Source organism: Brevundimonas diminuta 3F5N, assembly GCF_900163625.1.
Lineage (GTDB): Bacteria > Pseudomonadota > Alphaproteobacteria > Caulobacterales > Caulobacteraceae > Brevundimonas > Brevundimonas diminuta_A.
The window spans coordinates 1-25,690 of record NZ_FUIE01000065.1 but is presented as its reverse complement, the minus strand read 5'-3'; the positions used below and the strand labels follow the sequence as shown (position 1 = coordinate 25,690).

Sequence of the window (25,690 nt, the reverse complement as noted above, 5' to 3'; positions counted from 1 at the left end):
GGCCGCGAAGATGAGCATGAACCGTCGCGGCCTTCTGGGTCTGTTCGGCGCGGGCGCGGCGGCGGGCTGCGCCACGGCGCCGTCGGGCGAAGGCGTCGCCGTCGTCTTCGCCCACGGGGTGGCCTCGGGCGATCCGGCGACCGATCGGGTGATCCTGTGGACGCGCGTCACTCCGGCGGACGGCCAGGCCGGGCCGCTCTCGGTCGTCTGGCGCGTGCTGGATGGGGAAGGCGGCCGCGTCGTCGCCTCGGGCCGGTTCGAGACGGGGCCTGAGCGCGACTATACGGTCAAGGTCGACGCGGCGGGCCTGCGCCCCGGCCGCGACTATCGCTACGACTTCGCCGTGGGCGAGGCGCGCTCGCCTGTGGGCCGCACGCGCACCCTGGCGGCCGACGGCGTGGCGCCCGTCAATCTGGCGGTGGTGTCGTGCCAGTTGCACCCCGGCGGCCTGTTCAACGCCTATGAGGCGATCGCCGCCCTGCCGACCCTGGACGCCGTGGTCCATCTGGGCGACTACATCTATGAATACGGGGCGGATTCCGACGCTTACGGCATGGCGACGGGGCCGACGCTGGGCCGCGTTCCCGAGCCGGCGCACGAGATCGTCTCCCTGGCCGACTATCGGTTGCGCCACGCCCAGTACAAGCGCGACGCAGATCTTCAGGCCGCCCACGCCCGCGCGCCCTTCATCTGCGTCTGGGACGACCACGAGACGGCCAACGACGCCTGGCTGCACGGCGCCGAGAACCACCAGCCCGAGACGGAGGGCGACTTCGCCCAGCGCAAGGCGGCGGCGCTGAAGGCCTATTACGAATGGATGCCGATCCGCGAGGCTGCGCCCGGCGCGCTGAAGGAGGCGATCCACCGCAGCTTCCACTTCGGCGATCTGGCCAGCCTGATGATGGTCGAGACCCGCCTGACCGGCCGCACCGAACCGCTGGCCTATGACAGGGATCTGAGCGCCAAGGGCGGCCCGGACGGCGAGCCGGTGCTGGACCTGGACGCCTTCCGCGCCTTGCTGAACGACCCCGCCCGCGATCTGATGGGGCCGCAGCAGCGCGACTGGCTGAAGCGCGAACTGGCCGCCTCCAAGGCCAAGGGCTGTCCGTGGCAGGTGCTGGGCAATCAGGTCGTTATGGCGCGCGTCGCCGGACCCGACGTGTCGCGCACCCTGACCGAGGCCCAGGTCCAGGGTCTGATGGCCCAGATCCCCGAGGCCTATCGTGACCAGTTCGAACAGGCCCTGTTCCTGTTCAAGATGGGCCTGCCGTTCAACCTCGACGCCTGGGACGGCTATCCGGCCGGACGCGAGCGCCTCTACGCCGCCTTCGCCGAGGCAGGGGTGCAGCCCATCGTCCTGGCCGGCGACAGCCACGCCTTCTGGGTCAATGAGCTGAAGGACGCCAGCGGCGCGCGCCGGGCGGTCGAGTTCGGGACCAGCGCGGTCTCTAGCCCCTCGATCGGCGACGCCATCGGCGGCTTCCCCTTGGGCGCGGCGCTGATGCAGGCCAATGACGAGGTGCGCTTCTGCGACCAGTCGGCCAAGGGCTTCATCCTGCTGACCCTGAGCGAGGACCGGGCAGAGGCGGCGCTGATGCAGGTCTCGACCATCTTCGCCAAGCCGTTCGAGGTCACTGCGCTGAAGCGCGTCGGCGTCCGCCGCGCGGATGGGGCGATCACGGGGGTCTGATCGCGGCCGATCTCAGCGCAACGGTTTCCTCATGGGCGGATTAATCGCCCATGCGCGGCGAGCTGAAGACCTATCAGGCCAAGCGGCGTTTCGAGCAAACGCCGGAACCCAAGGGCGCCAAGCGGGCCGGAGACGGTGCGCGGCGCTTCGTGATCCAGCGCCATGCGGCGACCCGACTGCATTACGACTTCCGCATCGAGGCGGACGGGGTGCTGAAGTCCTGGGCCGTGACCAAGGCGCCGTCGCGCGACCCTTCGATCAAGCGCCTGGCGGTCGAGGTCGAAGACCATCCGCTCGACTATGGCGACTTCGAAGGGACGATCCCGGCGGGCAATTACGGCGCGGGCACTGTGCAGCTGTGGGACGCCGGAACCTGGGAGCCGCAGGAGCCGGACCTGGAGGCCGCCTGGGCGCGCGGCCAGATCAAGATGAGCCTTCACGGCGAGCGGCTGAAGGGCAAATGGGCGCTGATCCGGCTGAAAAGCGACCGGGGCAAGCCGTCCAAACGCAACAACTGGCTGCTGCTGAAGGAGAAGGACGAATACGCCGTCGCCGGTGAAGGCGACGCCCTGGCCGAGATCGACGCCTCGGTGACGACCGGCCGTTCGCTGGCCCAGATCGCCGAGGAGGACGCGCAATGGACGTCCTCCAAGCCGACTGCGCGAAAGGCGCCGCCCAAACCTGTGGCGTCCAGAGCGGCTTCAAGGACGAAACGGCCGCACGCCTTCGTGCCGATCCAACTCTGCAAGGCGGTCGATCATCCGCCCTCGGTCGCCGGTTGGGCGCATGAGATCAAGTTCGACGGGTACCGGCTGCAGATCAGCGTGGGCGGCGGCCAGGCGGTGCTGCGGACTCGCAAGGGGCTGGACTGGAACGACCGGTTTTCCGAACTGGCGGCGGATGCGGCCGGTTGGCCCGATGCGGTGATCGACGGCGAACTGTGCGCGCTGGACGACGACCACATGCCCGATTTCAGCGCCCTGCAGGCGGCGATATCCGAAGGCGACACAGGGCGGTTGGTCTATTTCGCCTTCGACCTGCTGTTCGAAGGCCACGAGGATCTGCGCAAGCTGCCGCTGTCGCATCGCAAGGCGCGATTGCAGGCCTATATCGACCGGATCGGCGCCAAGGGTGTCGGTCGTCTCCGCTATGTCGAACACTTCGCCTCGACGGGACAGGCCGTGCTGGAAAGCGCCTGTCGAATGCATCTCGAGGGCGTGATCTCCAAGAAGCTGGACGCGCCCTATCACGCCGGGCGCTCCTCGGCCTGGGTCAAGTCCAAGTGCCGAGGGCGCGATGAAGCGGTCATCGGCGGCTGGTCGTCGGAGGGCGGCAGTCGGTTCCGGTCGTTGCTGGTCGGGGTGAGAGGGAAGGGCGGGCTGAAATACCTGGGGCGGGTCGGGACGGGGTTCGGCGAGACGGCGACGCGGATGCTGATCCCCGCACTGAAGGCTGAGGCGACGGACAGGAGCCCCTTTGTCGGCGCCGACGCGCCCAAGGGCGGCAAGGACATTCACTGGGTGAAGCCGGCGCTGGTCGCGGAGATCGAGCATGGCGGCTACACCGAGGCGGGATCGCTGAGACAGGCGGCCTTCAAGGGATTGCGCGACGACAAGAGCGCCGAGGAGGTCACGGCCGCGCCTCAACCGCCCGCGCCGCCGCCGACATCGCAAAAAGGCGGCAAGGTCACGGTGGCGGGCGTCGTCATCTCCAGTCCTGACAAGGTGCTGTGGCCGGCGAGCGGAGGCCGACCGCCCATCACCAAGGCCGACCTGGCGCGCTACTATGAGGCGGCGGCCGAGCGCCTTCTGCCCCATGTGGCCGACCGGCCCACTTCCATCATCCGCGCCCCGGACGGCATCGAAGGCGAGACCTTCTTCCAGCGTCACGCCATGACCGGGGCGAACCCTCGGCTGAAGCTGATCGACGTCAAGGCGCGGACCCCTTATGTCGCCGTAGTCGATGTGGGCGGCCTGGCCGCAGTCGCTCAGTCGGCGGGGCTGGAGCTGCACCCCTGGGGCTGCAAGCCGGGCGATCCCGAAACGCCTGAGCAGATCACCTTCGACCTCGATCCCGACGAGGGGTTGGACTTCGACGATGTGATCGCCGCATCCGGCGTGGTGAAGGCGAAACTCGAAGGGGTGGGCCTCAACCCCTTCGTCAAGACGACGGGCGGCAAGGGCCTTCATGTGGTCGTGCCGATCCGCGCCGACGGCCGTTCTCGTGTGACCTGGGAGCAGAACAAGGCTTTCGCCAAGGCCGTGTCCGAGGCGATCAGGGCCGAGGCGCCGGACCGTTTCACCACAACCCTGGCCAAGAAGGCGCGGGGCGGAAAGATCTTCATCGACTATCTGCGCAACGGCCGGATGGCGACCGCCGTGGCGCCCTGGTCGCCGCGCGCGCGGCCGGGGGCGGGGATCGCCTTTCCCCTGTCTTGGGAGCAGGTGAAGCCGGGGTTGAGGCCCGCCGACTACAATCTTTGGGTCTGGCCCGAACTGCTTGAGCTGCCCGATCCCTGGGCCGATTTCCGCGCCGCCGCCGTCGGTCTTAGGCCGGCTTTGCGCAAGATGGGCGTGGACTGACGCTCAGGCGGTCTTCTTGCGCTGCGCTGGTTTCGACGCTGATTTCTTGGCCGCCGGCTTGCGGGCCCCGCCCGCCGAACCCTTCAGACTGTTCTTCAGCGCCGCCATCAGGTCGATGACATTGGTGTCGTCCGGCTCGGCCACGTCGACCAGGCCCTTGCCGCCCTTGGTCTTGGCCTTGATCATCTCGCGCAGGGCGTCGTCGTAGCGGTCCTTGAAGGCGGTGGGATCGAAGTCAGCCTCCTTCTGGGCGATGATGCGGGCGGCGATCTCGACCATGTCGGCGTCGGCCTTCACCTTCGGAATGTCGTCGAAATAGTCGTCGGCGTCGCGCACCTCGTCATGGGCGCGCAGGGTGTAGGCCAGCAGACCCTTGCCGCGCACCTCCAGCGCCAGCTGGCGTTCCTTGCCGCGCAGGACAAGCTGGCCCAACGCCACCTTGCCCTGTTTCTGCATGGCGTCGCGGATCACGACGAAGGCCTCGACGCCCGCACCCTTTTCGGGAACGACGAAGAAGGGATCGTCCCAATACAGGCGGTCGATGTCGGACTCGTCCACGAACTTGTCGATGGCGATGGTCTTGGTGCTGTCCAGTCGCACCTGGTCGAAATCGGCGTCGTCGAACAGGGCGTATTCGTCCTTGGACACCTCATAGCCGCGCACCAGGTGACTACGCTCCACCGGGCCGGCGTCGGGATCGGTCGGCACCATGCGGATGCGGTTGTGGGTGTCGGGATTGATCAAATGGAAGCGCACGTCGGCGGCGCTGGTCGTCGCGGTGTAGAGCGCGACCGGGCAGGTGACCAGTGACAGCTTCAGGTGTCCTTGCCATGTCGGGCGAGCGGCCATGTCGGTTCTCCTCGACAGGCTAAATGCCCGGCGAGGACATATGTTCGCTGTCGCGGGCAAGCACAGGGTCTCTCCGGCTTGCCCGCGACGGTTCAGGCTTCGACATCCGCCTCGGTCTCTTGCGAAGCGGGCTGGCTCTCGCGGGCGTCCTTGAGGATGTCGACGCCGCCCTTCACCGCGATGGCCGCCACGATCAGCCCGACCACCAGGTCTGGCCAGGCCTGGTTCAGCGCCATGACCAGACCCCCGGCGATCAGGATGCCGCCGTTCGAGGCGAAGTCATTGAAGCTGAAGGTTTCGGCCGCGCGCATGTTGACGTCGTCCGTCCCCTGACGTCGGATCAGCATCAGGCAGATCAGGTTCACCACCGCCGCCATGACGGCCAGGCCCATCATGGTCCAGCCGACCGGCTCGGTCCCGACGATCCAGCGCCGCCCGACGTCGATCAGCACCCCGGCGGCGAAGATCAGCAGCATGATCCCCGACAGCCGGGCGGCTCCGCGTTTCCACGCCATCGCCCGTCCGACCGCCAGGAAGCTGATCAGATAGACGATCGCGTCCGAGCCGTTGTCGGCGGCGTTCGCCAGCAGGGCGCTGGACTCGGCGAACAGGCCGCCGAGTCCGAGCACCACGAACAGCAGGGCGTTCAGCACCAGAACGATCAGCAGGGTGCGGCGCTGAAGTCCCTCTCCATGATGAGATCCGCTCATTCCTCTACGCCTTCCGCCTTGCGGTGTTTGACGGCCTTGGCTGCGAACGTCGGCAGGACGAGCAGCGTCAGGGCGGTGGCGGTCAGAAGGCCGCCGATGACCACGGTCGCCAACGGCTTCTGCACCTCGGCGCCCGCCCCGGTGGCGATGGCCATGGGGATGAAGCCGACGATGGCCACCAGGGCGGTGGTCAGCACCGCGCGCAGACGGCTGAAGGCGCCGAACAGGGCGGCGTCTCGCGGGGCCTGACCCGCCTGAAGCCGCTCGCGGATGGCCTGCATCAGCACCAGACCGTTCAGGGTCGCGACCCCGGACACGGCGATGAAGCCGACCGCTGCGGATACCGAGAAGGGCATTCCCCTCAGCAACAGCGACAGCGCACCGCCGACCAGCGCCAGAGGAACGCAGGCGAACACCAGCCCAGCCTCCGCGAACGAGCCCAACGCCATGAACAGCAGGATGCCGATCAGGACGAAGACCACGGGGATGACCAGACCCAGCCGCTGCTCGGCCCGCTTCAGGTTCTCGAACTGGCCGCCCCATTTCAGCGAATAGCCTGCGGGCAGGCTGACCTGCTGATCGACCTGTTTCTGGGCGTCGGCGACGAAGCCGCCCAGATCGCGGCCGCGCACATTGGCCTGAACCACCATGCGGCGGCTGCCGTCGTTGCGGCTGATCTGGTTTTGGCCCTCCTTCACCTGAATGCGGGCGACCGAGGACAGGGGGATGGTCACGCCGCTGGCGGTGGTGACGGGCAGGGCGTTCAGGGCGGCGGGGTCGTTCCGTTCGGCGTCCGACAGGCGGACCACCACGTCGAAGCGGCGGTCGCCCTCGAAGATCTGACCCGCCTCGGCGCCGCCGATGGCAGCCGAGACGGCTTCGGACACGTCCGCCGCCGACAGGCCGTAGTTGGCGGCGGCGAAGCGGTCTACGCTGACCGTCAGGGTCGGCAGGCCGGATGCCTGCTCCACCCGCACGTCGGCCGAGCCGGACGTGTCGCGCAGGGCGTTGGCGACCTGATCCGCCGTCTTCTGAAGCTGGGCGAAGTCGTCGCCATAGACCATGACCGCCAGATCGGTTCGGACCCCCGAGATCAGCTCGTTGAAGCGCAGCTCGATCGGCTGGCTGAACTCGAAGGCGTTGCCCAGTTGGGTCGAGGCGGCCTTTTCGATACGGGCGATCAGCTCTTCCTTCGGCAGGCGCGGATCGGGCCATTCCTTGCGTTTCTTCAGCACGATGACGGCGTCGGAGATGTTCGGCGGCATGGGGTCCACCGCCGCCTCAGCCGTGCCGGTGCGCGAGAAGACGGTCTTCACCTCGGGCTGGGCCTTGATGGCCCGCTCCAGCGCCATCTGCATGACTAGGGACTGCTCCAGCGAGGCCGAGGGCACGCGCAGCGCCTGCATGGCGATGTCGCCTTCGTCCAGCGTCGGAATGAACTCGCGTCCCAGCAGGGTGAAGGCCAGAGCGCCGACCAGCAGGGCGCCGAAGGCCGAGGCCAGCACCGTCTTCGGATGCGAGACGGCGGCGCGGATGGCCGGTTCGATCCAGCGACGCGCGTGGCGCAGCAGGAAGGTCTCATGCTCTTCCGCCTCGCCGTTCTCATCGACGTGGACGGTCTTGGGCTCCTTGACCAGCAGGGCGGTCATCGCCGGGACGAAGGTGAAGGAGAAGATGAAGGCGCCGACCAGGGCCAGCATGACCGTGGCGCCCATGGGGATGAAGGTCTTGCCCTCGACCCCCTCCAGCATCAGCAGGGGGGTGAAGACCAGCAGGATGATTAGCTGGCCGAAGGCGGCGGGCTTGACCATCTGGCGCGCGGCGCTGGCGGCGACGCCAAGGCGTTCGTTGCGGGTCAGGGCGCGGCCCAGATCGGCGCGCTTCTGGCCCAGCCGCAGCAGGGTGTTCTCGACCACCACCACGGCGCCGTCGACCAGCAGGCCGAAGTCCAGCGCGCCCAGGCTCATCAGGTTTCCGCTGATGCCGAAGCGGTTCATGCCGATGACCGCGAACAGGAAGCTGATCGGGATCATCAGGGCCGTGATCGTCGCCGCGCGGATGTTCCCCAGCAACAGGAACAGCACGACGATGACCAGCAGGGCCCCCTCGGTCAGATTTTTGGCCACCGTCTTGATGGTGGAGTTGACCAGGGCGCTGCGGTTCAGCACCGGCTCGGCCACGATGTCGGGCGGCAGGCTGGCGCTGATCTGCTCCAGCCGTTCGGCGGAGGCCTGGGCCACGGTGCGGCTGTTCTCGCCCGCCAGCATCAGGGCGGTGCCGATGACCGCCTCATGGCCGTCGCGGCTGGCCCCGCCCAGACGTGGCGCCTGGCCGATCTCGACAGTCGCCACATCGGCGACCCGGACCACCAGACCGTTGCGGTTGGCCACGGGCGCCTGGGCCAGATCCTCAACCGTCTGGGCCAGGGCGTCGGTACGCACGGTCAGGGCCTCGCCCGCGCGCTGGATATAGCCCGCGCCCGCTTGCGTATTGGCCCGGTCCAACGCCTGGATCAGGTCGTTCAGGCTGAGGCCATAGCCGGCCAGTCGCGCCGGATCGGGGCGGACGGCGTATTCCTTCACATAGCCGCCGTTGACGTCGACGCCCGCCAGACCGGGCGCGGTCCGCATCCGGGGCGCGATGATCCAGTCCTGCACGGTGCGCAGATAGGTGGCCCGCGCCTGCGGCGTGTCCAGCCGCTCGCCCTCGGGTGTCAGATAGGCGCCGTCGGGTTGCCAGCCGGGGCGCCCCGCCCGCGCCGTCTTGGCGTCGAAAGGCTTCAGGTCGACCGTCCACATCAGGACTTCGCCCAGGCCTGTGGTGATGGGCGAAAGCGCCGGTTCGACGCCCTCGGGCAGCTTGTCTCGCGCCTGTCCCATCCGCTCGGCCACCTGCTGGCGGGCGAAGTAGATGTCGGTGGCGTCGGTGAAGATGACGGTCACCTGACTGAAGCCGTTGCGGGTCAGGGAGCGGGTGCTCTGTATCCCCGGAATGCCCGCCATCGCTGTTTCCAGCGGGTAGGTGACCTGACGCTCCATCTGTTCGGGGGCCAGGGCCGGGGCCACGGTGTTGATCTGCACCTGGCGGTTGGTGATGTCCGGCACGGCGTCGATCGGCAGTTTGGTCAGCTGGAACAGCCCCCACGCCGCGACCAGCGTCGTGGCCAGGACGATGAACCAGCGGAAGCGGACGGACGCCTCAATGATGATTTTGAACATGATCGCCCTCCCTTAGTGGCCGTGCTCGGCTTCGCCCTTGGCCAGTTCGGCCTTGAGCAGGAAGGCGTTGGCCGAGGCGACTTTTTCGGTCCCGGTCAGGCCGCGCAGGATCTCGGTGGCGCCTCCAGCCTGACGACCGGCCAGCACGGGTTGGGCGCGGAAGCCTTCGCCGGTCTGGACGAAGACCACCGTGGCGCCGTCGACCGTCTGCACCGCCTCGGACGGCACGGTCAGGGCGCCGCCGGATTGACCTTCCGTGACCACAGCGCCGGTGACGGGCGATCCGGCGGGCGGCAGGCGGCCGCCTTCGGGCCGGGCGCGGATCACGGTCGCGCCGCTGTCCTGCAATCCGGCGTCGGCGGCGACGCCGGTGACCAGAGCGTTGAACTCGCCCTGCGGGCCCGTGACGCGCATGTGCGAGCCGAGGCGCACCTGGGCGGCCAGTTGCGGCGGGGCGTTGAAGACCAGCTCGACCCGCGCCGGATTGGTCACTTCGGCCACGACGCCGCCCTGGGCGACGAAGCCGCCGGGACCGACCTGAACATTGGTGACAACGCCGGAGATGGGGCTGACCACGCTCATCCGACCGGACGCATTGGGCGAGCCCGCCGCCGTCGCTCTCGCCCGCGCGGCGCGAGCCATGGCCTCGGCGCTGGCGGCTTGAGCCTGCGAGGCCTCGACCTCCTGACGGGCGACGACGCCCTGATCGGCCAGATTGCGGTTGCGTTGGTGCGCCTGACGCGCGGCGGTCGCGGCGGCCGAGGCCGCGTCGATCTCGGCGCGTAAGGCGGCGCCGTCGCCGCTGATCAGGCTGACCAGAGGCTGGCCTGCGCGGACCGCCTGGCCCGGCGCGACCAGCACCCGCTCGACCGTTCCGCCGACGACGGCGCCGACGGCGGCGCGCGCGTCCACCATGGCCTCGACCCGGCCGGACAGGCGCGTTTCGCCGCCCCCGCCGCGCGAGACGGAGACGACGGAAATGCCCGCCGCTTGCAGTTGCTCGGCGGTCAGTTCGACCACGCCCTCGGGCGCTTCTGCGGCTTCGCCTTTCACTTCGGTTTTCTCGGCGGCAGGCGCGGGCGGATCAGACCGCGTGAGCGTCAGAGCCAGCGCGCCGCCGCCCAGCAGGACGACAGCGGCGACGCCTGCGATCAGGACTTTCTTGTTTGATGACAGGGTGGACATCAGCGGCTTCCTTCAAAGGGGGCGCGGCCTTCCAGGCGCGCCAGATCGATCTCGGCGCGGACGCGCGCCATGCGGGCGTCGACGGCGGCGGATCGGGCGTTGATCAGGGCGGCGCGTCCGGTGCGCAGCTCCAGTTGCGAGATGCGGCCCGCCTCTGCGCCGATGCGCGACAGGCGATAGGCCTCCTCGGCCGAGGTCACGCCCGCATCTGCCGCCGACACGCGGCTCGCTGAGGACGCCAGGCGCGCTCCGGCGGCGGCCCGGTCGGCTCCGGCGTCCTGACGCGCCTGCATCACGCGCGCCTCGGCGGCCCGGTGTTCGGCGCGCGCGGCGTCGATGTTCCCCCGGTTCCGGTCGAACAGCGGCAAGGGCAGGCTGAGGCCGAAGGTCATGGCCGTCTGATCGTTTTCGCCGAAGCGAGTCACGCCGACGCTGGCGGTGACGTCAGGGCGGCCGTTGATGCGCTCGACGTCGATGCGGCGCTCGGCCGCCGTGGCCTCAGCCTCGGCCACCCGCACCGTCGGCGCGTCGCGTTCAGACCGGGCGGATGGCGTCGCCGGCGCATCCAGCAGCCCGGCGTCGATCGAGGTGGCGGGCGTCGGCAGCATGGCGACGGCGCTCAGGCGGGCGAAGGCGGCGTCGCGCTCGGCCTTGGCTTCATCGAGGCTCGCACGGGCGGCGGCGGCCTCGCTCTCGGCCTGAATGCCGCGCAGCAGGGGCTCGCGTCCTTCCTCGACCAGGGCCAAGGCGGCGCGGGCGTCGGCCACGGCCAGGGTCAACGCTTCCTCGGCCAGGGCCGTGCGGCGCTGGGCCGCCTCAGCCTCGGCGTAGATCAGGGCCAGCCGCCCAGCCGTATCGACCACGGTCAGGTCGCGGCGCAACGCCGCCGCGCCCGCATCGGCGCGGGCGGCGTTCACTCTTGCGGGGCGACGGCCCCACAGCTCCAGATCCTGGCTGAACGCCAGGCTGAGGTCGCCCGCGCTGAGGCCGGAATAGGGGCCGGACCCGACCACGTTCTCAAGGTCGATGGACAGGTTGGGATTGGGCCGAACGCGCGCCTGACGCACGCGCGCCTCGGCGGCGTCGCTGAGAGCGTCCGCTTCGACGGCAGAAGGCGTCTGACCCAGTTGGGCGAGCAGTTCGCCATAGGAGGGTGCGGGATCAGCCCACGCAGGGACGGCGCCGAAAACGGCGACCGCGGCGAGCGCGCAGCCAGCCGCCAGACGCGGCCGACGACGATATGTCGGAGACATGTTTGATTTCCAGAGATGATCAGAAGAAGGGCGCGCAAAGGCGCAGGCTTCCGATCAGCTTCTGGGAGGGCGCTTCAGTCCGTCGGAGGCGAACGACACGGTGCTGTCGTCGCGCAGGATGTAACGGCTGGCCTGGGCCTGGGGCTTGGCGATGTTGAAGTCGCCGCTGGACGGGCGTTCGCCGGGGTGGTGGCAATGGCCGTGAATCTCGCCGCCCATGCGGTCGTGACTGTCCTTGGACCCGTCCTGGGCGTGTTCCGTGGTCAGAGTCTGATGCGCGATGGCGGCGTCAGGCGCGCAGGTCGCGGCATCGACCGCAGGCGCAAGCACGAGTGCGGCGATGACCAGCGTCAGGGCCGCAAACAGGTTCGCCAATGTCATCATCGACCGAGGCATGGCGGCTTAGGTAGGAGGGGGGCGGGTTGAAGGCAATCTGTTATAAGGTTCACTGGAAATGGCGACTTTGCGTCATTTCATCACGCATTCGGCCCACTGTCCGAACGGGCTTGCGTTGTTGTTGGTCCGTCAGGCTCAAGGCGTCGCAGCCGTCCCGACACTTGCCTGCCGACCCAAGCCATGAAAGAAGCACGGTCAAAATCAGATATTGTATACATTGATCGCATGACGTTTCTTCCTCCCGACGCCGCTCCCATTGACGCCGAAGAGCGGCGGGCGCGTATCCGTGCGCTGACCGAACGATTGAAGGCCGAAGGTCTGGCCGCCCTGCTGCTGGGGCCGACCGCTTCGCTACGCTATTATACAGGGCTGGACTGGCATCCGTCGGAGCGTCTGACCGGGGCTCTGATCCATGCCGATGGGCGCGTGGAGTACATCTGCCCTCGGTTCGAGATGGACAAGGTGGCGGGGCTGACGGCGTCGCCGAACGCCGTCGCGGGCGACATCCTGACCTGGGAGGAGGAAGAGAGCCCTTACGTCCTGGCGGCGGGGCGTCTGCCTGAGGGCGGCGTCCTGGCGGTAGACGATCAGGCGGCGGCCTTCATCTGGCTGGGCCTCAGTCGGGCGCTCGGCGCGGGTCGAGTCACAGACGGCGCATCGCTGATCCTGGCGCAACGCAGCCTCAAGTCGCCCGCCGAGATCGCGCTTCTGACCCGCGCCAAGGCCATTACGCTTGAGGTCCAGCGCCGCACCCGCCACTGGCTGAAAGCCGGGGTCCGCACCTCCGAAGTCATGGCCTTCATCGACGCTGAACACCGCGCCCTGGGCGGGGAGGGCGGGTCGTGGTTCTGCCTGGTTTCGTTCGGCGACGACACCTGCCTGCCTCACGGCGGCGAGGGCGACCGCGCCCTTCAGGTCGACGATGTGGTGCTGATCGACACCGGGACGCTGGTCGACGGCTATCATTCGGACATCACCCGCACCTATGTCTTCGGCGAACCGACGGACGACTTCCGCCGCGTCTGGGCGCACGAGAAGGAGGCGCAGGCCCGCGCCTTCGCCGCAGCGCAACTCGGGGCGCCGTGCCACAGCGTCGATGACGCCGTGCGCGGCTATCTGACCGGCCTCGGATACGGCCCCGACTACCGACTGCCGGGCCTGCCGCACCGCACGGGCCACGGCATCGGCCTGGACATCCACGAGGCGCCGAACCTGGTGCGCGGCGACGTCACGCCGCTGGCGCCCGGCATGTGCTTCTCGAACGAGCCGATGCTGGTCATTCCCGGTCAGTTCGGCATCCGCTTGGAAGACCACTTCTACATGACGGACGCCGGGCCGGTCTGGTTCACCGAGCCTTCGCACAGCCTGGACGATCCCTTCGGCGAGAGCGTCTCTGCATGACGACGCCCCATCGCTGGGCGGTGATCGGCGGCGGTCTGGTCGGAACGGCGACGGCTCTCAGGCTTCAGGCGGCGGGCTTTGAGACGACGCTGATCGACCGGGGCGATCCGCGATGTGGCGCCTCCTTCGGCAACATCGGCCACATCGCCGCCGAACAGTGCGAGCCGATGCCGTCGCCCGCGACCTTGAAAAGCGCGTTCGGGCGGCTGTTCGCTTTCGGCGGTCCGCTGGATTTCCGGGCGCGAGATGCGGCGCTGTGGGGGCCATGGGCGCTGCGGTTTCTGGCGGCCTCTCGCCCGGCGGCGGCCGCGCATGGCGCAGAAATCCTGGCGCGACTTCTTGATGATCCGCTGGGCGCCTGGATGCGATTGGCGGCCCTGGCCGAAGCGCCGGATGATCTGATCCGCCCGACTGGCCATGCTGTCGTCTGGTCCACGCCCGAGGCGGCGAGACGGGGGCTTGAGGCCTGGCGGGGGGCTCGCACGGGAAGCGCCCGCTTCCGTCCCATGGAGACGGGGGAGTTGGCCGCCTATGACGCGGTCCTGAAAACGCGCCCTGCGGGGGGCGTCCGCTTCACCGGCACGGGGCAGGTCAGTGAACCCCAGAGCGTGCGCGACGCCTTGTCGACCGCTGTCCTGAAGAAAAGCGGGCGCATCCTTCAGGCCGGTGTGCGTCGTCTGAAGCCTGTATCCGACGGCGTCGAGATCATTCTGGAAGACGGCGCGTCAATGGACGTCCAGCGGGTCGTCGTCGCTGCGGGCGCGTGGTCAGCTTCGCTTCTGGCGCCGCTCGGCGTGAACGTTCCTCTGATTGGGGAGCGCGGCTATTCGGTCCAGTCCTCGCAGCATGATTGGCCTGAATCCCTGCCGCTGACGGTGTTTGAGGGTCGCGCCCTCGCCGTGGCGCGCTTCAACGGGGGGCTGCGCGCGTCCAGCCATGTCGAGTTCGGTCGGCCGTCGGCGCCGCCGGATCCGCGCAAATGGCGTCAGATCGAGGGGCATCTGAAAGCGCTGGGCATCGGCTTCTCCGACACGCCGGACCGCTGGTGCGGGCCACGCCCGACCCTGGCGGACTATCTTCCGGCGATCGGACGACTTCAGGCGCATCCGGCCATCCATTACGCCTTCGGTCACCAGCACCTGGGCCTGACCCTGGCCGCCTTCACGGCGGAAACCATGGAGCAGATCGCCCTCGGGCGGCCGTCTCCACAATGGATGGAGGCCTTGCGTATCGAGCGCTTCGGCTGATCAGGGCGCGTGATCAGGTCTGGGCGCCCTGAAGGGCGGGGCAGCTTGTCAGGAAATAATGGCGGTGCTGTCAGTCTAGCGCTAAAGGTGCTCCACTTCGAAGGCTTCAAGCCATTGGTGGAGAAGGCGTTTTATGAAACCGCTATCGTTTAAGCGACATCGCTTTCCAGGCGAAGTGATCCGTCATGCCGTGTGGTTGTATTTTCGCTTTAATCTTAGCTTCCGCGACGTCGAGGAACTGATGGCGCAACGCGGAATCGACGTCAGCTACGAAACGATCCGGTTCTGGACGATCAAGTTCGGGCCTCTGATTGCACGGCGGCTGAAGAAACGGAGAGTGCCCCCGACAGGCCGTTGGCATCTTGATGAGATGGTTTGCAAGATCGGCGGCCGACGCATGTATCTGTGGCGCGCAGTCGACGACGAAGGCGAGGTTTTAGACGTCATCGTCCAGCGTCGGCGGGACACAGAGGCGGCTTTGAAGCTGATCAAACGTCTTTTACGCAACCAACCTGTCGAGCCGGAATCCATCACAACGGATGGGCTGGCATCGTACGGTGCGGCGCTTGAGCAGTTGGAACTGCGGCATCTTCACCGACCCGGCCGACTGCGAAATAACAACCGTGTCGAGAACCCTCATCTGCCGATCCGTCGACGAGAACGGCAGATGCAGCGGTTCAAATCCCAAGCCTCAGCCCAGAGATTTCTCACCACCCACGCAGCGATCTACAACACCTTCAACATCCAGCGCCATTTGATTAGCAGACCTACACTTCGTCGCTTTCGCGTTGATGCGGATGCCGCATGGACGGCCGCTACCGTCTGATAGCGCGCAGGGTAGGGGTCTTTCAGCTTGGTTCAGTTAACCTGCAACACCCACCCCAGTTAACTTGTCAGTACCAAGCAGGACGCCTTTGCCTTAGGCGGCTGAGGTCAGACGCCTATTGTCGCGGACTGTCTTTGGATATGGCGAAGTGCAGCAGGGAAGACGAAGAAGCCTAATCGACGCAGATGGGAACGCGGCTCATCGTCATCGCTCCGCCACCGAACCCTGGTGTTGCGCGATTGACCCAGCGGACGTTTCGGCAGTTTTCGGCGCCGTCGCGCGACCTTGTCCTTTCTTGAGGCCGGGATTCGCCCCGCGCTCTGCGCGCCTGCTCGTCCAGCCAGCGATCTGCACTGGATTGGCCGTCTTGGAGTAGACGGCGCCGATACTCCCTCCTGTTCTGCGACCATACAGCCTGGCGTTCTGCAATGCTGAGAGTGCGCTCCGATGTCGGCGCCGAGGTGCCTCGGTGTTGCGAATAAGCTGGATAGGAAGTTGTGAGGGCGATCAGCGCCAGAGCTGCCGCTACGATTCTCTTTGTCACGATTTACGCTCTCCTATCTTGCGACGTACAAGGATGAACTGCGCCACGATAGCAGCTCGCGAAGGAATTTGTCGATCTTAGTCTGGTGCCGGCAGAACCACGACCTGCGCGCCGCCTTGGCGCAGGTCGAGGACGAGCTGGCCCCGGCGCGTTTGAACATCCGCAATCTGGCCGTCAGGCGGAGATCTTGGCGAGGAGAACGGCCAAGCGCAGCCGCGGCTGAGGTGCTGTTGCTTGCGTTGGGCGGAGCGGCGGGCTGGACCCTGCATGGCCGGAACAGCTCTCCGCCAGGCCGGGGCATCGACGCCTTGGCCCAGGAGGCGGCCGCCAGTTATGCCGTCTATGCCCCGGATCTTGAGCGACCGATCGAGATTCCGGCGTCGGACCTTGCTGCGTTGGATCAGTGGGTGTCCCGTCGCATTGGTCGTCCGGTACGGGCGCCGGACCTCAGTGGTTCCGGCTTCCGGCTGCTGGGCGGCCGACTGGTTGCGACGCCCAACGGGACGGCGGGTATGTTCCTTTATCAGGCCTAGTACGGCGCACGTGTCGCGATGCTCGTGCGGAACACCGGCATTCACCCGGAAGCGATCGTTACGGATAAACTGACATCCTATCGAGCGGCGATGAAAGTCCTCCACCTTCAAGGGCGTCATTATCCGGGCGGGATGCGCGAGAACAATCGCGCCGAGAATTCTCACCTCATTATTCGCCGACGAGAAAGAAAGCAGCAGAGGTTCAAATCCCAAGGTTCAGCCCAACGATTTCTCTCCAGTCACGGCCCGATCTACAACTCCTTCAATCTTCAAGCGCACCTGATTTCTCGAGCCGGACTTCGCGTACTGCGAGGTCAGGCCGAAACCGCTTGGGCGGTAGCGACGAAAGCAGCCTGAAATCGGGAAGGGAGGGCTGATTTCGGCTCAGCCCAGTTAGCGTGTCAGTACCGAAATGACTGCTTTGCGCCGTAAATTCGGTCGTTCGGCCTTGTAGTCGACGATCCCGAAAGCCGCCATTCGTTCAGCCAGCGCTCAATTGGTTCAGACCAAACATTGCGCTCACGGCCCAATAGGCGTCGCCACAATTATATTCGGAGTGCAGCAATCAGGGCGTCCCGAGCCATGGCCACGCGCGGGTGTCGCAGCGATGAGCGTGCCCAGACGAGGTAGTAAGCGTTGCGCGGCACCGTGACCGGGGCGGGTATCTCGATCAGCGTGCAGGCAGCGCGTTCGCTGCGGGTGAGATAGCCGGGCAGCACCGTCCAGCCGATGCCCGCGCACAATCCCGACCGTAGCACCCTCAAATCGGGCGCGGTCAAGGCGGGCTGGCTCGTCAGTTTGATCTGGTTTGCCTCGAGCCAGGTCCGCAGCAGCGGCCGGTCGAGATCGTAGGCGAGGTGAGCCGTCCAGTCGAGCCCGTCGGCCAGCGGCAATTCGGCAATACGGCTCGCCACAGCGGGAGAAGCTACGGCGCGCAGATGTTCCTCGACCAGCGCATGAAAGGCCAGGCGCGAATCTTCGGGTTGCGAGGCGGTGACGGCCAGGTGCACCTTGTCTTCCAGGAGCAAGGCATAGAGCGTCTCGCGCCCGCCGATATGCAGGCGCAGGTCCAGCCCTGCCTCCAGCAGCGGAGCCAGCCGGGGCGTGATCATTTCGCCCAGCAGGTCCGACGGCGCGGCGATGTGGACCGTGCCCGAGATGCGCGACGATCGGGCCCGCGCGCTGGCCAGTGCCGATTCCGCCGTGTCGAGGCTGCTTCCGATCGAAGCCGCCAGATCGTCGGCAATCGCTGTTGGTCGAACACCCCGCGAATGGCGATCAAACAAGGGACGGCCCAATTGCGCTTCGAGTGAGGCGATGTGCTGCGACGCCGCCGGTTGGGTGATGCCGATTGCCCGGGCCGCCTCGCTCAGTGAACGACGGCGGTAGACTTCGACGAAGGTGCGCAACTGCAGGAGGGACATTCCGGTTCCATAAGCGGATTTATGGCCGTCCGCCATTCCCGCTGGATTTCATGATGCCGTTCCCTGCGTATCTAAGCCGCCGAAAGAAACGATCGAATGCAAAATCGCCGCCAGCTGCTGAAAGCTCTCACCGCTGTCTTTGTGGCGGGTGCGGCTGCGCCGGTTGCGTTTGCTCGTGTCCCCGACACCAATGGAAAAGAACAATTGACGATGACCCGCATTCTCATGGTGGCCACCTCCGCCGACCGCATGACTCCCGGCACCGAACCGACGGGTGTCTGGCTCGAGGAACTTACCACCCCGTACTACGCGTTCCGCGATGCGGGCGCCGAGGTGACGCTGGCCTCGATCAAGGGCGGCGCCATCCCCGTCGACCAGCGCAGCGTCAACGCCGATGGCGAGAACGACGCTTCGGTCGAGCGCTATCTGAAGGACGACGCCCTGAAGGCCGAGGTTGCCGGTACGCCGGTGTTCACCAGCATCGATCCCGCCGGCTACGACGCGCTGTTCCTGCCGGGCGGCCACGGCACCATGTTTGATTACCCCGGTAGCGAAGAGTTGGCGCGCCTGGTCGAACGCTTCGATCGCGAAGGCAAGATCGTCGCCGCCGTCTGCCATGGACCGGCTGGGCTGGTCTCGGCGACGAAGGCCGATGGCACGCCCTTCGTCGCAGGCCGCCGTGTCGCGGGCTTCACCGACAGCGAGGAACGCGCGGTCGGCCTCGATCAGGCGGTGCCGTTCCTGCTCGAAACGCGTCTCAAGGAACTTGGGGGCAAGCACGAGGGCGGCACCGATTTTGCCCCCTTCGCCCTGCGCGACGGCAATCTGGTGACCGGCCAGAACCCCGCCAGCGCTACCCGCACCGCGGAGCTCGTGGTGGAAGCCCTCAAGGACAAGGTCGCCTGATCATGCGCTATCTCCATACCATGCTGCGCGTCGCCGATCCCGAGGCGGCGATCCGTTTCTTCACGTTGCTGGGTCTCAAGGAGACCCGGCGCATGGAGAACCAGGCCGCACGTTACACGCTGATCTACCTTGCCGCCGACGAGGATTTTCGCGGCGACGGCGAGCAGGGCGATGCCGAGGTCGAGCTGACGTACAACTGGCCGTCCGAGGACGGCAGCGCTGCCGAGACTTATACCGGGGGCCGCAACTTCGGCCACCTCGCCTACGGGGTCGACGACATCTACGAGACGTGCGCGCGGCTGCAGGCGGGCGGTGTGACGATCAATCGCCCCCCGCGCGACGGACACCTGGCGTTCATCCGCTCGCCGGACGGGATCTCGATCGAACTGCTGCAGAAGGGCGAACACAAGGCTCCGGCCGAACCCTGGGCCTCCATGTCCAACACGGGCGAATGGTGATGGCGAAATTGTTCGAACCGATTGAGGTTGGCGGGCTGCGGCTTGCCAACCGCATCGTTATCGCGCCGATGTGCCAGTATTCGGCAGTCGACGGCGCGATGACCGACTGGCACCAGATGCATCTCGGCCAGTTGGCGCTATCGGGCGCCGGCGCGCTAACGATCGAGGCGACTGCTGTGAGCCCGGAAGGGCGCATCACCTACGGTGACGTCGGCCTCTACGACGACCGTACTGAAGCGGCGATGCAAAGCGTGCTCGAAAGCGTGCGCCGGTGGTCGGACATGCCGCTGATCATCCAGCTGGCGCATGCCGGCCGCAAGGCGAGCTGCGCCAAGCCGTGGCACGGCGGAACGCAAATCGCCCGCGATACGGAGAATGGCTGGCAGACCGTGGCACCCAGCGCCATTCCCTTCGCTCCGGACGACCATCCCCCTGTCGAACTGGACAAGCCGGCTCTTGCCCGCATCCGGGAGGCGTTCGCGGATGCCGCCCGGCGAGCCGGCAGGCTCGGCATCGAAGCCATCCAGATCCACGTCGCGCATGGCTATCTGCTCCACGAGTTTCTTTCGCCGATCTCCAACCGGCGCGGCGATGAATACGGCGGCAGTCTCGACAACCGGATGCGGTTCCCGCTCGAAGTGTTCGCTGCCGTGCGCGAAGCGTTTCCGGCCGACCGCCCGGTGACCGTCCGCGTTTCCGGGGCCGACTGGGTTGAAGGCGGCTGGACAGCGGAAGAAACCGCACGGTTTGCGCAGGAACTGGAGCGGCGCGGTTGTTCGGCGATCCACGTGTCCAGCGGCGGCCTCGACCCGCGCCAGCAGATCCCTGTCGGCCCCGGCTATCAGGTGCCGCTGGCGCGGACGGTCAAGGACGCGGTTGCCATGCCTGTCGTGGCGGTCGGAATGATCACCGATCCACACCAGGCAGAGCGCATCCTCGAAGACGGGCATGCCGACGCCATAGCCATTGCCCGCGCTGCGCTGTGGGATCCGCGCTGGCCTTGGCACGCCGCCGCCGCGCTCGGCGCATCGGTCAAGGCGCCGCCGCAATACCTCCGGTCCGAGCCCCACGAAGCGGGCCGCATCCTCAAAGAAATGACACCATGAAAACCTCGGTCAAAATGCTTCTGGCCGCTGGCGCTGCCCTCTCGCTCGCCGCCTGCGCGATGACCCGCGAGGGTGCATCCGCGCCCCAGATCGAACAGGTCGCGACCTTCGATGGCGCGATGCCGACTGGCGTGACCATCGCCCCCAACGGGCGCATTTTCGTCAACTTCCCGCAATGGGGCGACAACGCGCCGTTCACGGTTGCCGAGCTGGTCGACGGCAAGGCGGTGCCTTATCCCGACGCCGCGACCAACCGGCCCGATCCGGCCGACCCGGCGGGGCATTTCATCTCGGTGCAGAGCGTGGTGGCAGACGGCGCCAATCGCCTGTGGGTGCTCGACACGGCGGCGCCCAAATTCTCTCAACCGCAGGCCGGCGGTGCAAAGCTGGTGGCAATCGACCTTGCGACCGACCGGGTGGTGAAGACGATCGTCCTGCCGCCCAGCGTGGTGCTGCCCCCGACCTACCTCAATGACGTGCGCTTCGATCTGCGTCAGGGCGCCGAGGGCGTCGCCTACATCACCGACAGCAGCAACGCCGGTGTCGGCGGCATCATCGTCGTCGATATCGCCAGCGGGCGTGCAATCCGGCGCCTGTCGAACCATGCGACGACCAACCCCGAGCCCGGCTTCACCCCGGTCGTCGACGGCGCGGTGCTCATGAACCGTCCCGCCGATGGACCCGCGACGCCGGTAGCAATCGCGAGCGACGCGATTGCGCTCAGCGCCGATGGCAGCCTGCTGTATTATGGTCCGCTGTCGGGCCGCACGCTTCACGCGGTGCCCACGGCGTTGTTGCGCGATCCCGCGGTGTCCGAGGAGGAGCTGGGCCGCGCGGTCCGCAGCCTGGGGCGCAAAGGCGCCTCGGACGGGATAGCCGAAGACGACAAGGGCCGCGTGTTTGCCGGCGATTACGAGAACAACGCAATCCGCGTGCTCGACCAGGGCCGCTGGACGACGGTGGTCAACAACCCGCGCATCAGCTGGCCCGACACGCTGTCGATCGGCACCGACGGATATCTCTACTTCACCGCCAACCAGCTCCACCGCCAGCCCGGCTTCCACGGCGGCCGAGACCTGCGCCGCAAGCCCTACGAGCTGCTCCGCATCAAGGTGGGCGCCGCTCCCGTCCTGTTGCGCTCGCGGTGACCCCATCAGGCCGGGCGGGCTCCCGCGGGGCGGCGATCCGGCGAAAAATCAACAACTGACTTGAAGGAATACAATCATGACAAAGGGTATCCTTTAAACGTCATCGGTTTCCGGCTGAGGTGATCCGTCATGCCGTGTGGTTGTACTTTCGCTTTAGCCTCAGCTTCCGTGATGTCGAAGAGCTGATGGCGCAGCGTGGAATTGACGTCAGCTACGAAACGATCCGGTGCTGGACGATCAAGTTTGGGCCATTGATTGCAAGGCGTTTGAAGAAGCGTAGAGTGCCGCCGACAGGCCGCTGGCATTTGGATGAGATGGTTTGCAAGATCGGTGGCCGACGCATGTATCTGTGGCGTGCGGTTGATGATGAAGGCGAGGTTTTGGATGTGATGGTCCAGCGCCGACGGGACACCGAGGCGGCTTTGAAGCTGCTCAAACGTCTATTACGCAATCAACCTGACGTGACCCCCTGAAACTCCTCCAGGAATAGCTAGAGTCCGCCCTAACGAAGGACGGACAGAATGAAGCGATCAAGGTTCACGGAAGAGCAGATCATCGGGATCCTGCGGGAGCAGGAGACCGGTGTGGCGACGGCGGAGGTTTGCCGACGCCACGGGGTGAGCTCGGCGACCTTCTACAAATGGAAGGCCAAGTTCGGCGGGCTCGACGTGTCGGAGGCTCGGCGGCTGAAGGCGCTCGAGGACGAGAATGCTCGGCTCAAGCGGATGCTGGCGGACGCGATGCTGGACAACGTGGCGCTGAAGGACCTGCTGGGAAAAAAGTGGTGACGCCCGCCGGCTACCGCGAGGCGGCTGGTCATCTGCAGGCCGCCTACGAGATGAGCGAAAGGCGGGCGTGCCGTGTGCTGGGCGTGGATCGGACGAGCGTGCGCTACCAGACGACGCGCCCGGACGACGGCGCCCTGCGCGACCGGCTGAAGGCCCTGGCTCAGGAGCGTCGCCGGTTCGGCTATCGCCGCCTGCACGTCCTGCTGCGGCGCGAGGGTCATGCGGTCAACAGGAAGCGGGTCCAGCGGATCTATCGCGAGGAGCGACTGACGGTGCGCCGGCGGGGCGGTCGGAAGCGAGCAATGGGCACGCGGCGACCACTAGACGTGCCGCTGGCGGCCAACCAGCGCTGGTCGCTGGACTTCGTCGCAGACCAGATGACGGACGGACGGCGCTTCCGCATCCTGACGGTGATCGATAACTGCACCCGCGAATGCCTGGCGCTGGTGGCCGACACCTCGCTGTCGGGTGCGCGGGTCGCGCGGGAGTTGGACGCCGTCATCCGGCAGCGGGGCCGGCCCGACACCATCGTCAGCGACAACGGCACGGAATACACCTCGAACGCGGTCCTGGCCTGGGCCGACGACACTGGCGTCGGTTGGCACTACATCGCGCCGGGCAAGCCCCAGCAGAACGGCTTCAACGAAAGCTTCAACGGGCGCCTGCGTGACGAGCTGCTGAACGAGACGCTGTTCCGATCCCTGCCGCACGCCCGCGCGGTGCTGGAGGCGTGGCGACGCGATTACAACGAACGGCGTCCGCACTCGAAGCTCGGGTGCCCCCGTTCGCTAGGTTTGTGCCTTCATCGGGCTCCGACTTGTTCGCAGACTGACACAAGATCCCGCCAGTCAACGGCTGAGCCGTTTCCCTTGGCCTTCGGCCTCGGTGACAGTCGTGAAGCCTCTTGTGCCGCGTGCGGGAAGTCGGTCGCTGCGACCGGCGTAAGAGGTAAACTCGATGCAAGCACAACAAACCATCTCAGCGCCAGCCGTTGAAGTCCTGACCCGCGCCCAGCTCATCGCATCTCAGAACGATGCCTTCCGAAAGGCACTTGCTTCTACCGTTCACGATGGCGTCCGTCTCCAAGGGTTTTGCCTCACCACCCCCGGTTTCAACGCTCAAAGCTTCGTAGCTCGCGCAACCATTCTGGAAGCACTTCGGAACTTCGACGCCTTCACTGAAGGCGATGACCCCTATGGCCAGCATGACTTCGTTTCTGTTTCAGTCGCTGTTGCCGGTGGCAAACTGAATGTTCTGTTCAAGATCGACTATTTCTCCGGCTCTGACTGCTTCTACGGTAGTGACAATCCGGCTGACGATGAAGGCGAGGTTTTGGATGTCATCGTTCAGCGCCGGCGGGATACAGAGGCTGCGTTGAAGCTAATCAAGCGTCTTCTGCGCAATCAACCGGTTGAGCCCGAAAGCATCACAACGGATGGATTGGCATCTTACGGTGCGGCGCTCGATCTGTTGGAACTTCGGCATCTTCATCGCCCTGGTCGGCTTCGAGATAATAACCGCGCTGAGAACTCGCATCTGCAAATCCGACGACGAGAGCGCCAGCAGCAGAGGTTCAAATCCCAAGCTTCAGCCCAGAGATTTCTCACAGCCCACGCGGCGGTCTACAACACTTTCAACATCCAGCGCCATTTGATCAGCAGATCCACGCTTCGTCGCTTTCGCGTCGATGCTGATGCCGCTTGGGCGGCAGCTACTGTCTGAAAATGAGCAGGGAAGGGGGCTATCGACTTCGCTCAGTTAATCTGACAGCCCCACCTGACAGCACCCGGCTCAGGCCTCCTTGACCGCGATTTTCCTGACCTTGGCCTGGGCTTCGGGCGTTTGCGGCAGCTTGATCGTCAGAACCCCGTTTTTGAAGGATGCCTGCGCCTTTTCGCCATCCACACCGGGGGGGAGCGGGATTGTCCGGTAGATCGCGCCGTAGCTGCGCTCGGACAGGTAATACCCCTTTTTCTCCTCCTGGCGCTCGATCTTTTTCTCCCCCTTCACAGTCAACATGTCATCGTTGACCGTCACCTCGATGTCCTTCATCTCCATGCCCGGCAGCTCGATCGACACTTCGATCGCCTTGTCGGTCTCAACCATGTCGGATTTGGCTTCGCCGCTGCCCCAGGGCCATTCGAACTGACCGACCCGGTTCCAGAAGTTCTCGAACACATGGTTCATTTCGCGCTGGAGCGTCGCGATCGGGTTGTCTTCGCTGCTCTTGGCGTCTGGCGCGCCGTCCTTGCGCGCCCAGGGGATCAGGTCCTTGATCTGCATGATGGTGTCTCCTTCGGTTTTCAGGCGCCCTTGACGGCGATCCTTTTTGGCTGCGCTTCAGGGGCTCGGGGGAGCGTCAGGGTGAGGACGCCCCCGCGCATCTCGGCCTCGATCCTGTCGGGGTCGAAATCCTCGGAAAGCGTGAAGGCTTTCTCGAAATCACCCTCGCCATATTCGGCATAAGCAAGTTCCAGGTTTTCTGGCCGCATCGGCTCAACCTTGCCGCGGATCGTCAGCCCGCGGTTTTCGAGTGTGATTTCGACCGCACCGGCGGCGACCCAAGGCATTTCGATCATCATGGAGACACCCTGATCGGTCTCGCATATATCAGTCAGCGGGCGGTAGATGCGGCCGCCGCCGGCGGTCTCGGGCGCGTCGGTCGTCGTCTTTTCGGTGGCTGGCGTGATATCGGTGCTCATCGTTCCAGCTCCTCTCAGGCTGCCCTGATCTCAATTCTCTTCGGCTTCTCCTCCTCAGGCCGAAAGATAACGATCCGCAGTACGCCGTTCGCGGATCGAGCGCCAAGGCAAGAGATATCGATAATGAAACCGTTTCAGTTCTACGGCCACAATGATACGACGCAAGCATAATTCATACTAGCATTTCAATCTCCAGCGGCGTCTGATGGAGCTTCGCGACGACCAACAGAACCTTGGAGGTCAAATGATGATTGCATCCGGCGATGCGTTGATCGGCACGACGATCCATCGGGTCGCCCAGCACATCCAGCAGCGGATCGACGATGAAAGCCGTGAGCCCGGTCAGACGCGACTGTCGTGGATGGCAGCCGCCCATGTGGACGATTCCCCGGCCTCGTGATCAGCGACCTCACGGCGCGGCTGGAAGTCGGCAGTGCGACAGCCGGGCAACTCGTGGACCGCATGGCGCGGGGGCTGGGTTGAGCGGTCGCCATCACCGAATGATCGGCGGTCGCAGACCGTTGTGCCGACGAGAAAGACGCAGAAAATCTTGCGAGAACTCGACCCCTGACGAGCGGCGTTGAAGGAAGACATCTTACCGGACCTATCAGTCGACGAGAGGCGTGTTCTTCTCGCACTTCTCAAACGCATACGTGCGCAGCACTCACGCTAGGCTCAGGACCCATTGAATTGCGGCGTGCGATCTGATTCAGGCTCCTGAGGA

General features: G+C 66.1%; 21 protein-coding genes and 4 pseudogenes. 15 read left to right on the top strand and 10 right to left on the bottom strand.

Annotated elements, in window-relative coordinates; all coding sequences use genetic code 11:
* The first annotated feature begins 10 nt into the window (after positions 1-10).
* Positions 11-1,690 carry an alkaline phosphatase D family protein gene (locus tag FM111_RS12370; RefSeq protein WP_087141244.1) on the top strand — a complete coding sequence of 560 codons (1,680 nt, stop codon included), beginning with the start codon at positions 11-13 and terminating at the stop codon, positions 1,688-1,690.
* A 50-nt stretch (positions 1,691-1,740) separates the two neighbouring features.
* Entirely contained in the window at positions 1,741-4,272 is a 2,532-nt protein-coding gene (gene ligD, locus FM111_RS12365) for a DNA ligase D (protein WP_087141243.1), read from the top strand.
* Between the two features lie 3 nt (positions 4,273-4,275).
* On the opposite strand, the gene ku is transcribed toward ligD, so the two are convergent.
* The 6 genes from ku to FM111_RS12335 form a co-directional block, all read right to left on the bottom strand.
* Complete coding sequence (ku, locus tag FM111_RS12360; RefSeq protein ID WP_087141242.1) at positions 4,276-5,121, bottom strand: non-homologous end joining protein Ku; 846 nt, start codon at positions 5,119-5,121, stop codon at positions 4,276-4,278.
* Positions 5,122-5,213: 92 nt separating this feature from the next.
* Positions 5,214-5,831, bottom strand: coding sequence for a cation transporter (locus tag FM111_RS12355; protein WP_087141241.1), 618 nt, complete (start codon positions 5,829-5,831; stop codon positions 5,214-5,216).
* Positions 5,828-9,049, bottom strand: a complete 3,222-nt coding sequence (locus FM111_RS12350; protein WP_087141240.1) for an efflux RND transporter permease subunit — start codon at positions 9,047-9,049, stop codon at positions 5,828-5,830. Before FM111_RS12350 ends, FM111_RS12355 begins: the two co-directional genes overlap by 4 nt.
* A gap of 12 nt (positions 9,050-9,061) precedes the next feature.
* On the bottom strand, positions 9,062-10,234 hold the full coding sequence (locus tag FM111_RS12345; RefSeq protein WP_087141239.1) for an efflux RND transporter periplasmic adaptor subunit: 1,173 nt from the start codon (positions 10,232-10,234) through the stop codon (positions 9,062-9,064).
* A complete protein-coding gene (locus tag FM111_RS12340; RefSeq protein ID WP_087141238.1) occupies positions 10,234-11,487 on the bottom strand; it encodes a TolC family protein in 1,254 nt (417 codons plus the stop codon). The genes FM111_RS12345 and FM111_RS12340 overlap by 1 nt, the downstream gene beginning before the upstream one ends.
* A gap of 54 nt (positions 11,488-11,541) precedes the next feature.
* Positions 11,542-11,862 (bottom strand): hypothetical protein, encoded by a 321-nt coding sequence (locus tag FM111_RS12335; protein ID WP_087141237.1) that lies wholly within the window; start codon positions 11,860-11,862, stop codon positions 11,542-11,544.
* A gap of 246 nt (positions 11,863-12,108) precedes the next feature.
* Between FM111_RS12335 and FM111_RS12330 the strand changes: the two genes are divergently transcribed.
* From FM111_RS12330 to FM111_RS12310, 5 genes are all read left to right on the top strand, one after another.
* A complete protein-coding gene (locus tag FM111_RS12330) occupies positions 12,109-13,284 on the top strand; it encodes a M24 family metallopeptidase (RefSeq protein WP_087141236.1) in 1,176 nt (391 codons plus the stop codon).
* Positions 13,281-14,531 carry an NAD(P)/FAD-dependent oxidoreductase gene (locus FM111_RS12325; RefSeq protein WP_087141235.1) on the top strand — a complete coding sequence of 417 codons (1,251 nt, stop codon included), beginning with the start codon at positions 13,281-13,283 and terminating at the stop codon, positions 14,529-14,531. The genes FM111_RS12330 and FM111_RS12325 overlap by 4 nt, the downstream gene beginning before the upstream one ends.
* A gap of 133 nt (positions 14,532-14,664) precedes the next feature.
* The gene (locus FM111_RS12320) at positions 14,665-15,357 is read left to right on the top strand and encodes an IS6 family transposase (protein ID WP_087141234.1); all 693 of its coding nucleotides are present in this window, start codon (positions 14,665-14,667) and stop codon (positions 15,355-15,357) included.
* Positions 15,358-15,969: 612 nt separating this feature from the next.
* The gene (locus FM111_RS12315) at positions 15,970-16,434 is read left to right on the top strand and encodes a hypothetical protein (RefSeq protein WP_087141233.1); all 465 of its coding nucleotides are present in this window, start codon (positions 15,970-15,972) and stop codon (positions 16,432-16,434) included.
* Positions 16,435-16,452: 18 nt separating this feature from the next.
* Positions 16,453-16,791 (top strand): DDE-type integrase/transposase/recombinase, encoded by a 339-nt coding sequence (locus FM111_RS12310; RefSeq protein WP_087141232.1) that lies wholly within the window; start codon positions 16,453-16,455, stop codon positions 16,789-16,791.
* Positions 16,792-16,979: 188 nt separating this feature from the next.
* Here the strand turns inward: FM111_RS12310 and FM111_RS12305 are convergent, their stop codons facing one another.
* Positions 16,980-17,894, bottom strand: a complete 915-nt coding sequence (locus tag FM111_RS12305; protein ID WP_218779216.1) for a LysR family transcriptional regulator — start codon at positions 17,892-17,894, stop codon at positions 16,980-16,982.
* Positions 17,895-17,954: 60 nt separating this feature from the next.
* Here FM111_RS12305 and FM111_RS12300 point away from each other — a divergent pair, with 60 nt between their 5' ends.
* The 8 genes and pseudogenes from FM111_RS12300 to FM111_RS16560 form a co-directional block, all read left to right on the top strand.
* Positions 17,955-18,764, top strand: coding sequence for a type 1 glutamine amidotransferase domain-containing protein (locus FM111_RS12300; protein ID WP_218779215.1), 810 nt, complete (start codon positions 17,955-17,957; stop codon positions 18,762-18,764).
* A gap of 2 nt (positions 18,765-18,766) precedes the next feature.
* On the top strand, positions 18,767-19,222 hold the full coding sequence (locus tag FM111_RS12295; protein WP_179205096.1) for a VOC family protein: 456 nt from the start codon (positions 18,767-18,769) through the stop codon (positions 19,220-19,222).
* Positions 19,222-20,328 carry an NADH:flavin oxidoreductase/NADH oxidase gene (locus tag FM111_RS12290; protein ID WP_218779214.1) on the top strand — a complete coding sequence of 369 codons (1,107 nt, stop codon included), beginning with the start codon at positions 19,222-19,224 and terminating at the stop codon, positions 20,326-20,328. The genes FM111_RS12295 and FM111_RS12290 overlap by 1 nt, the downstream gene beginning before the upstream one ends.
* Positions 20,325-21,476 carry an L-dopachrome tautomerase-related protein gene (locus tag FM111_RS12285; protein WP_087141227.1) on the top strand — a complete coding sequence of 384 codons (1,152 nt, stop codon included), beginning with the start codon at positions 20,325-20,327 and terminating at the stop codon, positions 21,474-21,476. The genes FM111_RS12290 and FM111_RS12285 overlap by 4 nt, the downstream gene beginning before the upstream one ends.
* Positions 21,477-21,574: 98 nt before the next feature.
* Positions 21,575-21,931: pseudogene (locus FM111_RS12280) on the top strand (IS6 family transposase); the annotation flags it as partial.
* Positions 21,932-21,997: 66 nt separating this feature from the next.
* Positions 21,998-23,040: pseudogene (locus FM111_RS12275) on the top strand (IS3 family transposase); the annotation flags it as partial.
* Between the two features lie 181 nt (positions 23,041-23,221).
* Positions 23,222-23,572: pseudogene (locus FM111_RS16565) on the top strand (DUF3768 domain-containing protein); the annotation flags it as partial.
* A gap of 6 nt (positions 23,573-23,578) precedes the next feature.
* A pseudogene (locus tag FM111_RS16560) lies at positions 23,579-23,986 on the top strand (DDE-type integrase/transposase/recombinase); the annotation flags it as partial.
* 69 nt (positions 23,987-24,055) lie between these two features.
* Here the strand turns inward: FM111_RS16560 and FM111_RS12265 are convergent.
* From FM111_RS12265 to FM111_RS16400, 3 genes are all read right to left on the bottom strand, one after another.
* On the bottom strand, positions 24,056-24,547 hold the full coding sequence (locus FM111_RS12265; protein WP_087141226.1) for an Hsp20/alpha crystallin family protein: 492 nt from the start codon (positions 24,545-24,547) through the stop codon (positions 24,056-24,058).
* A 20-nt stretch (positions 24,548-24,567) separates the two neighbouring features.
* Positions 24,568-24,966 carry an Hsp20/alpha crystallin family protein gene (locus tag FM111_RS12260; RefSeq protein ID WP_087141225.1) on the bottom strand — a complete coding sequence of 133 codons (399 nt, stop codon included), beginning with the start codon at positions 24,964-24,966 and terminating at the stop codon, positions 24,568-24,570.
* A gap of 172 nt (positions 24,967-25,138) precedes the next feature.
* Positions 25,139-25,342, bottom strand: coding sequence for a hypothetical protein (locus tag FM111_RS16400; protein WP_179205094.1), 204 nt, complete (start codon positions 25,340-25,342; stop codon positions 25,139-25,141).
* Positions 25,343-25,690: the final 348 nt, after the last annotated feature.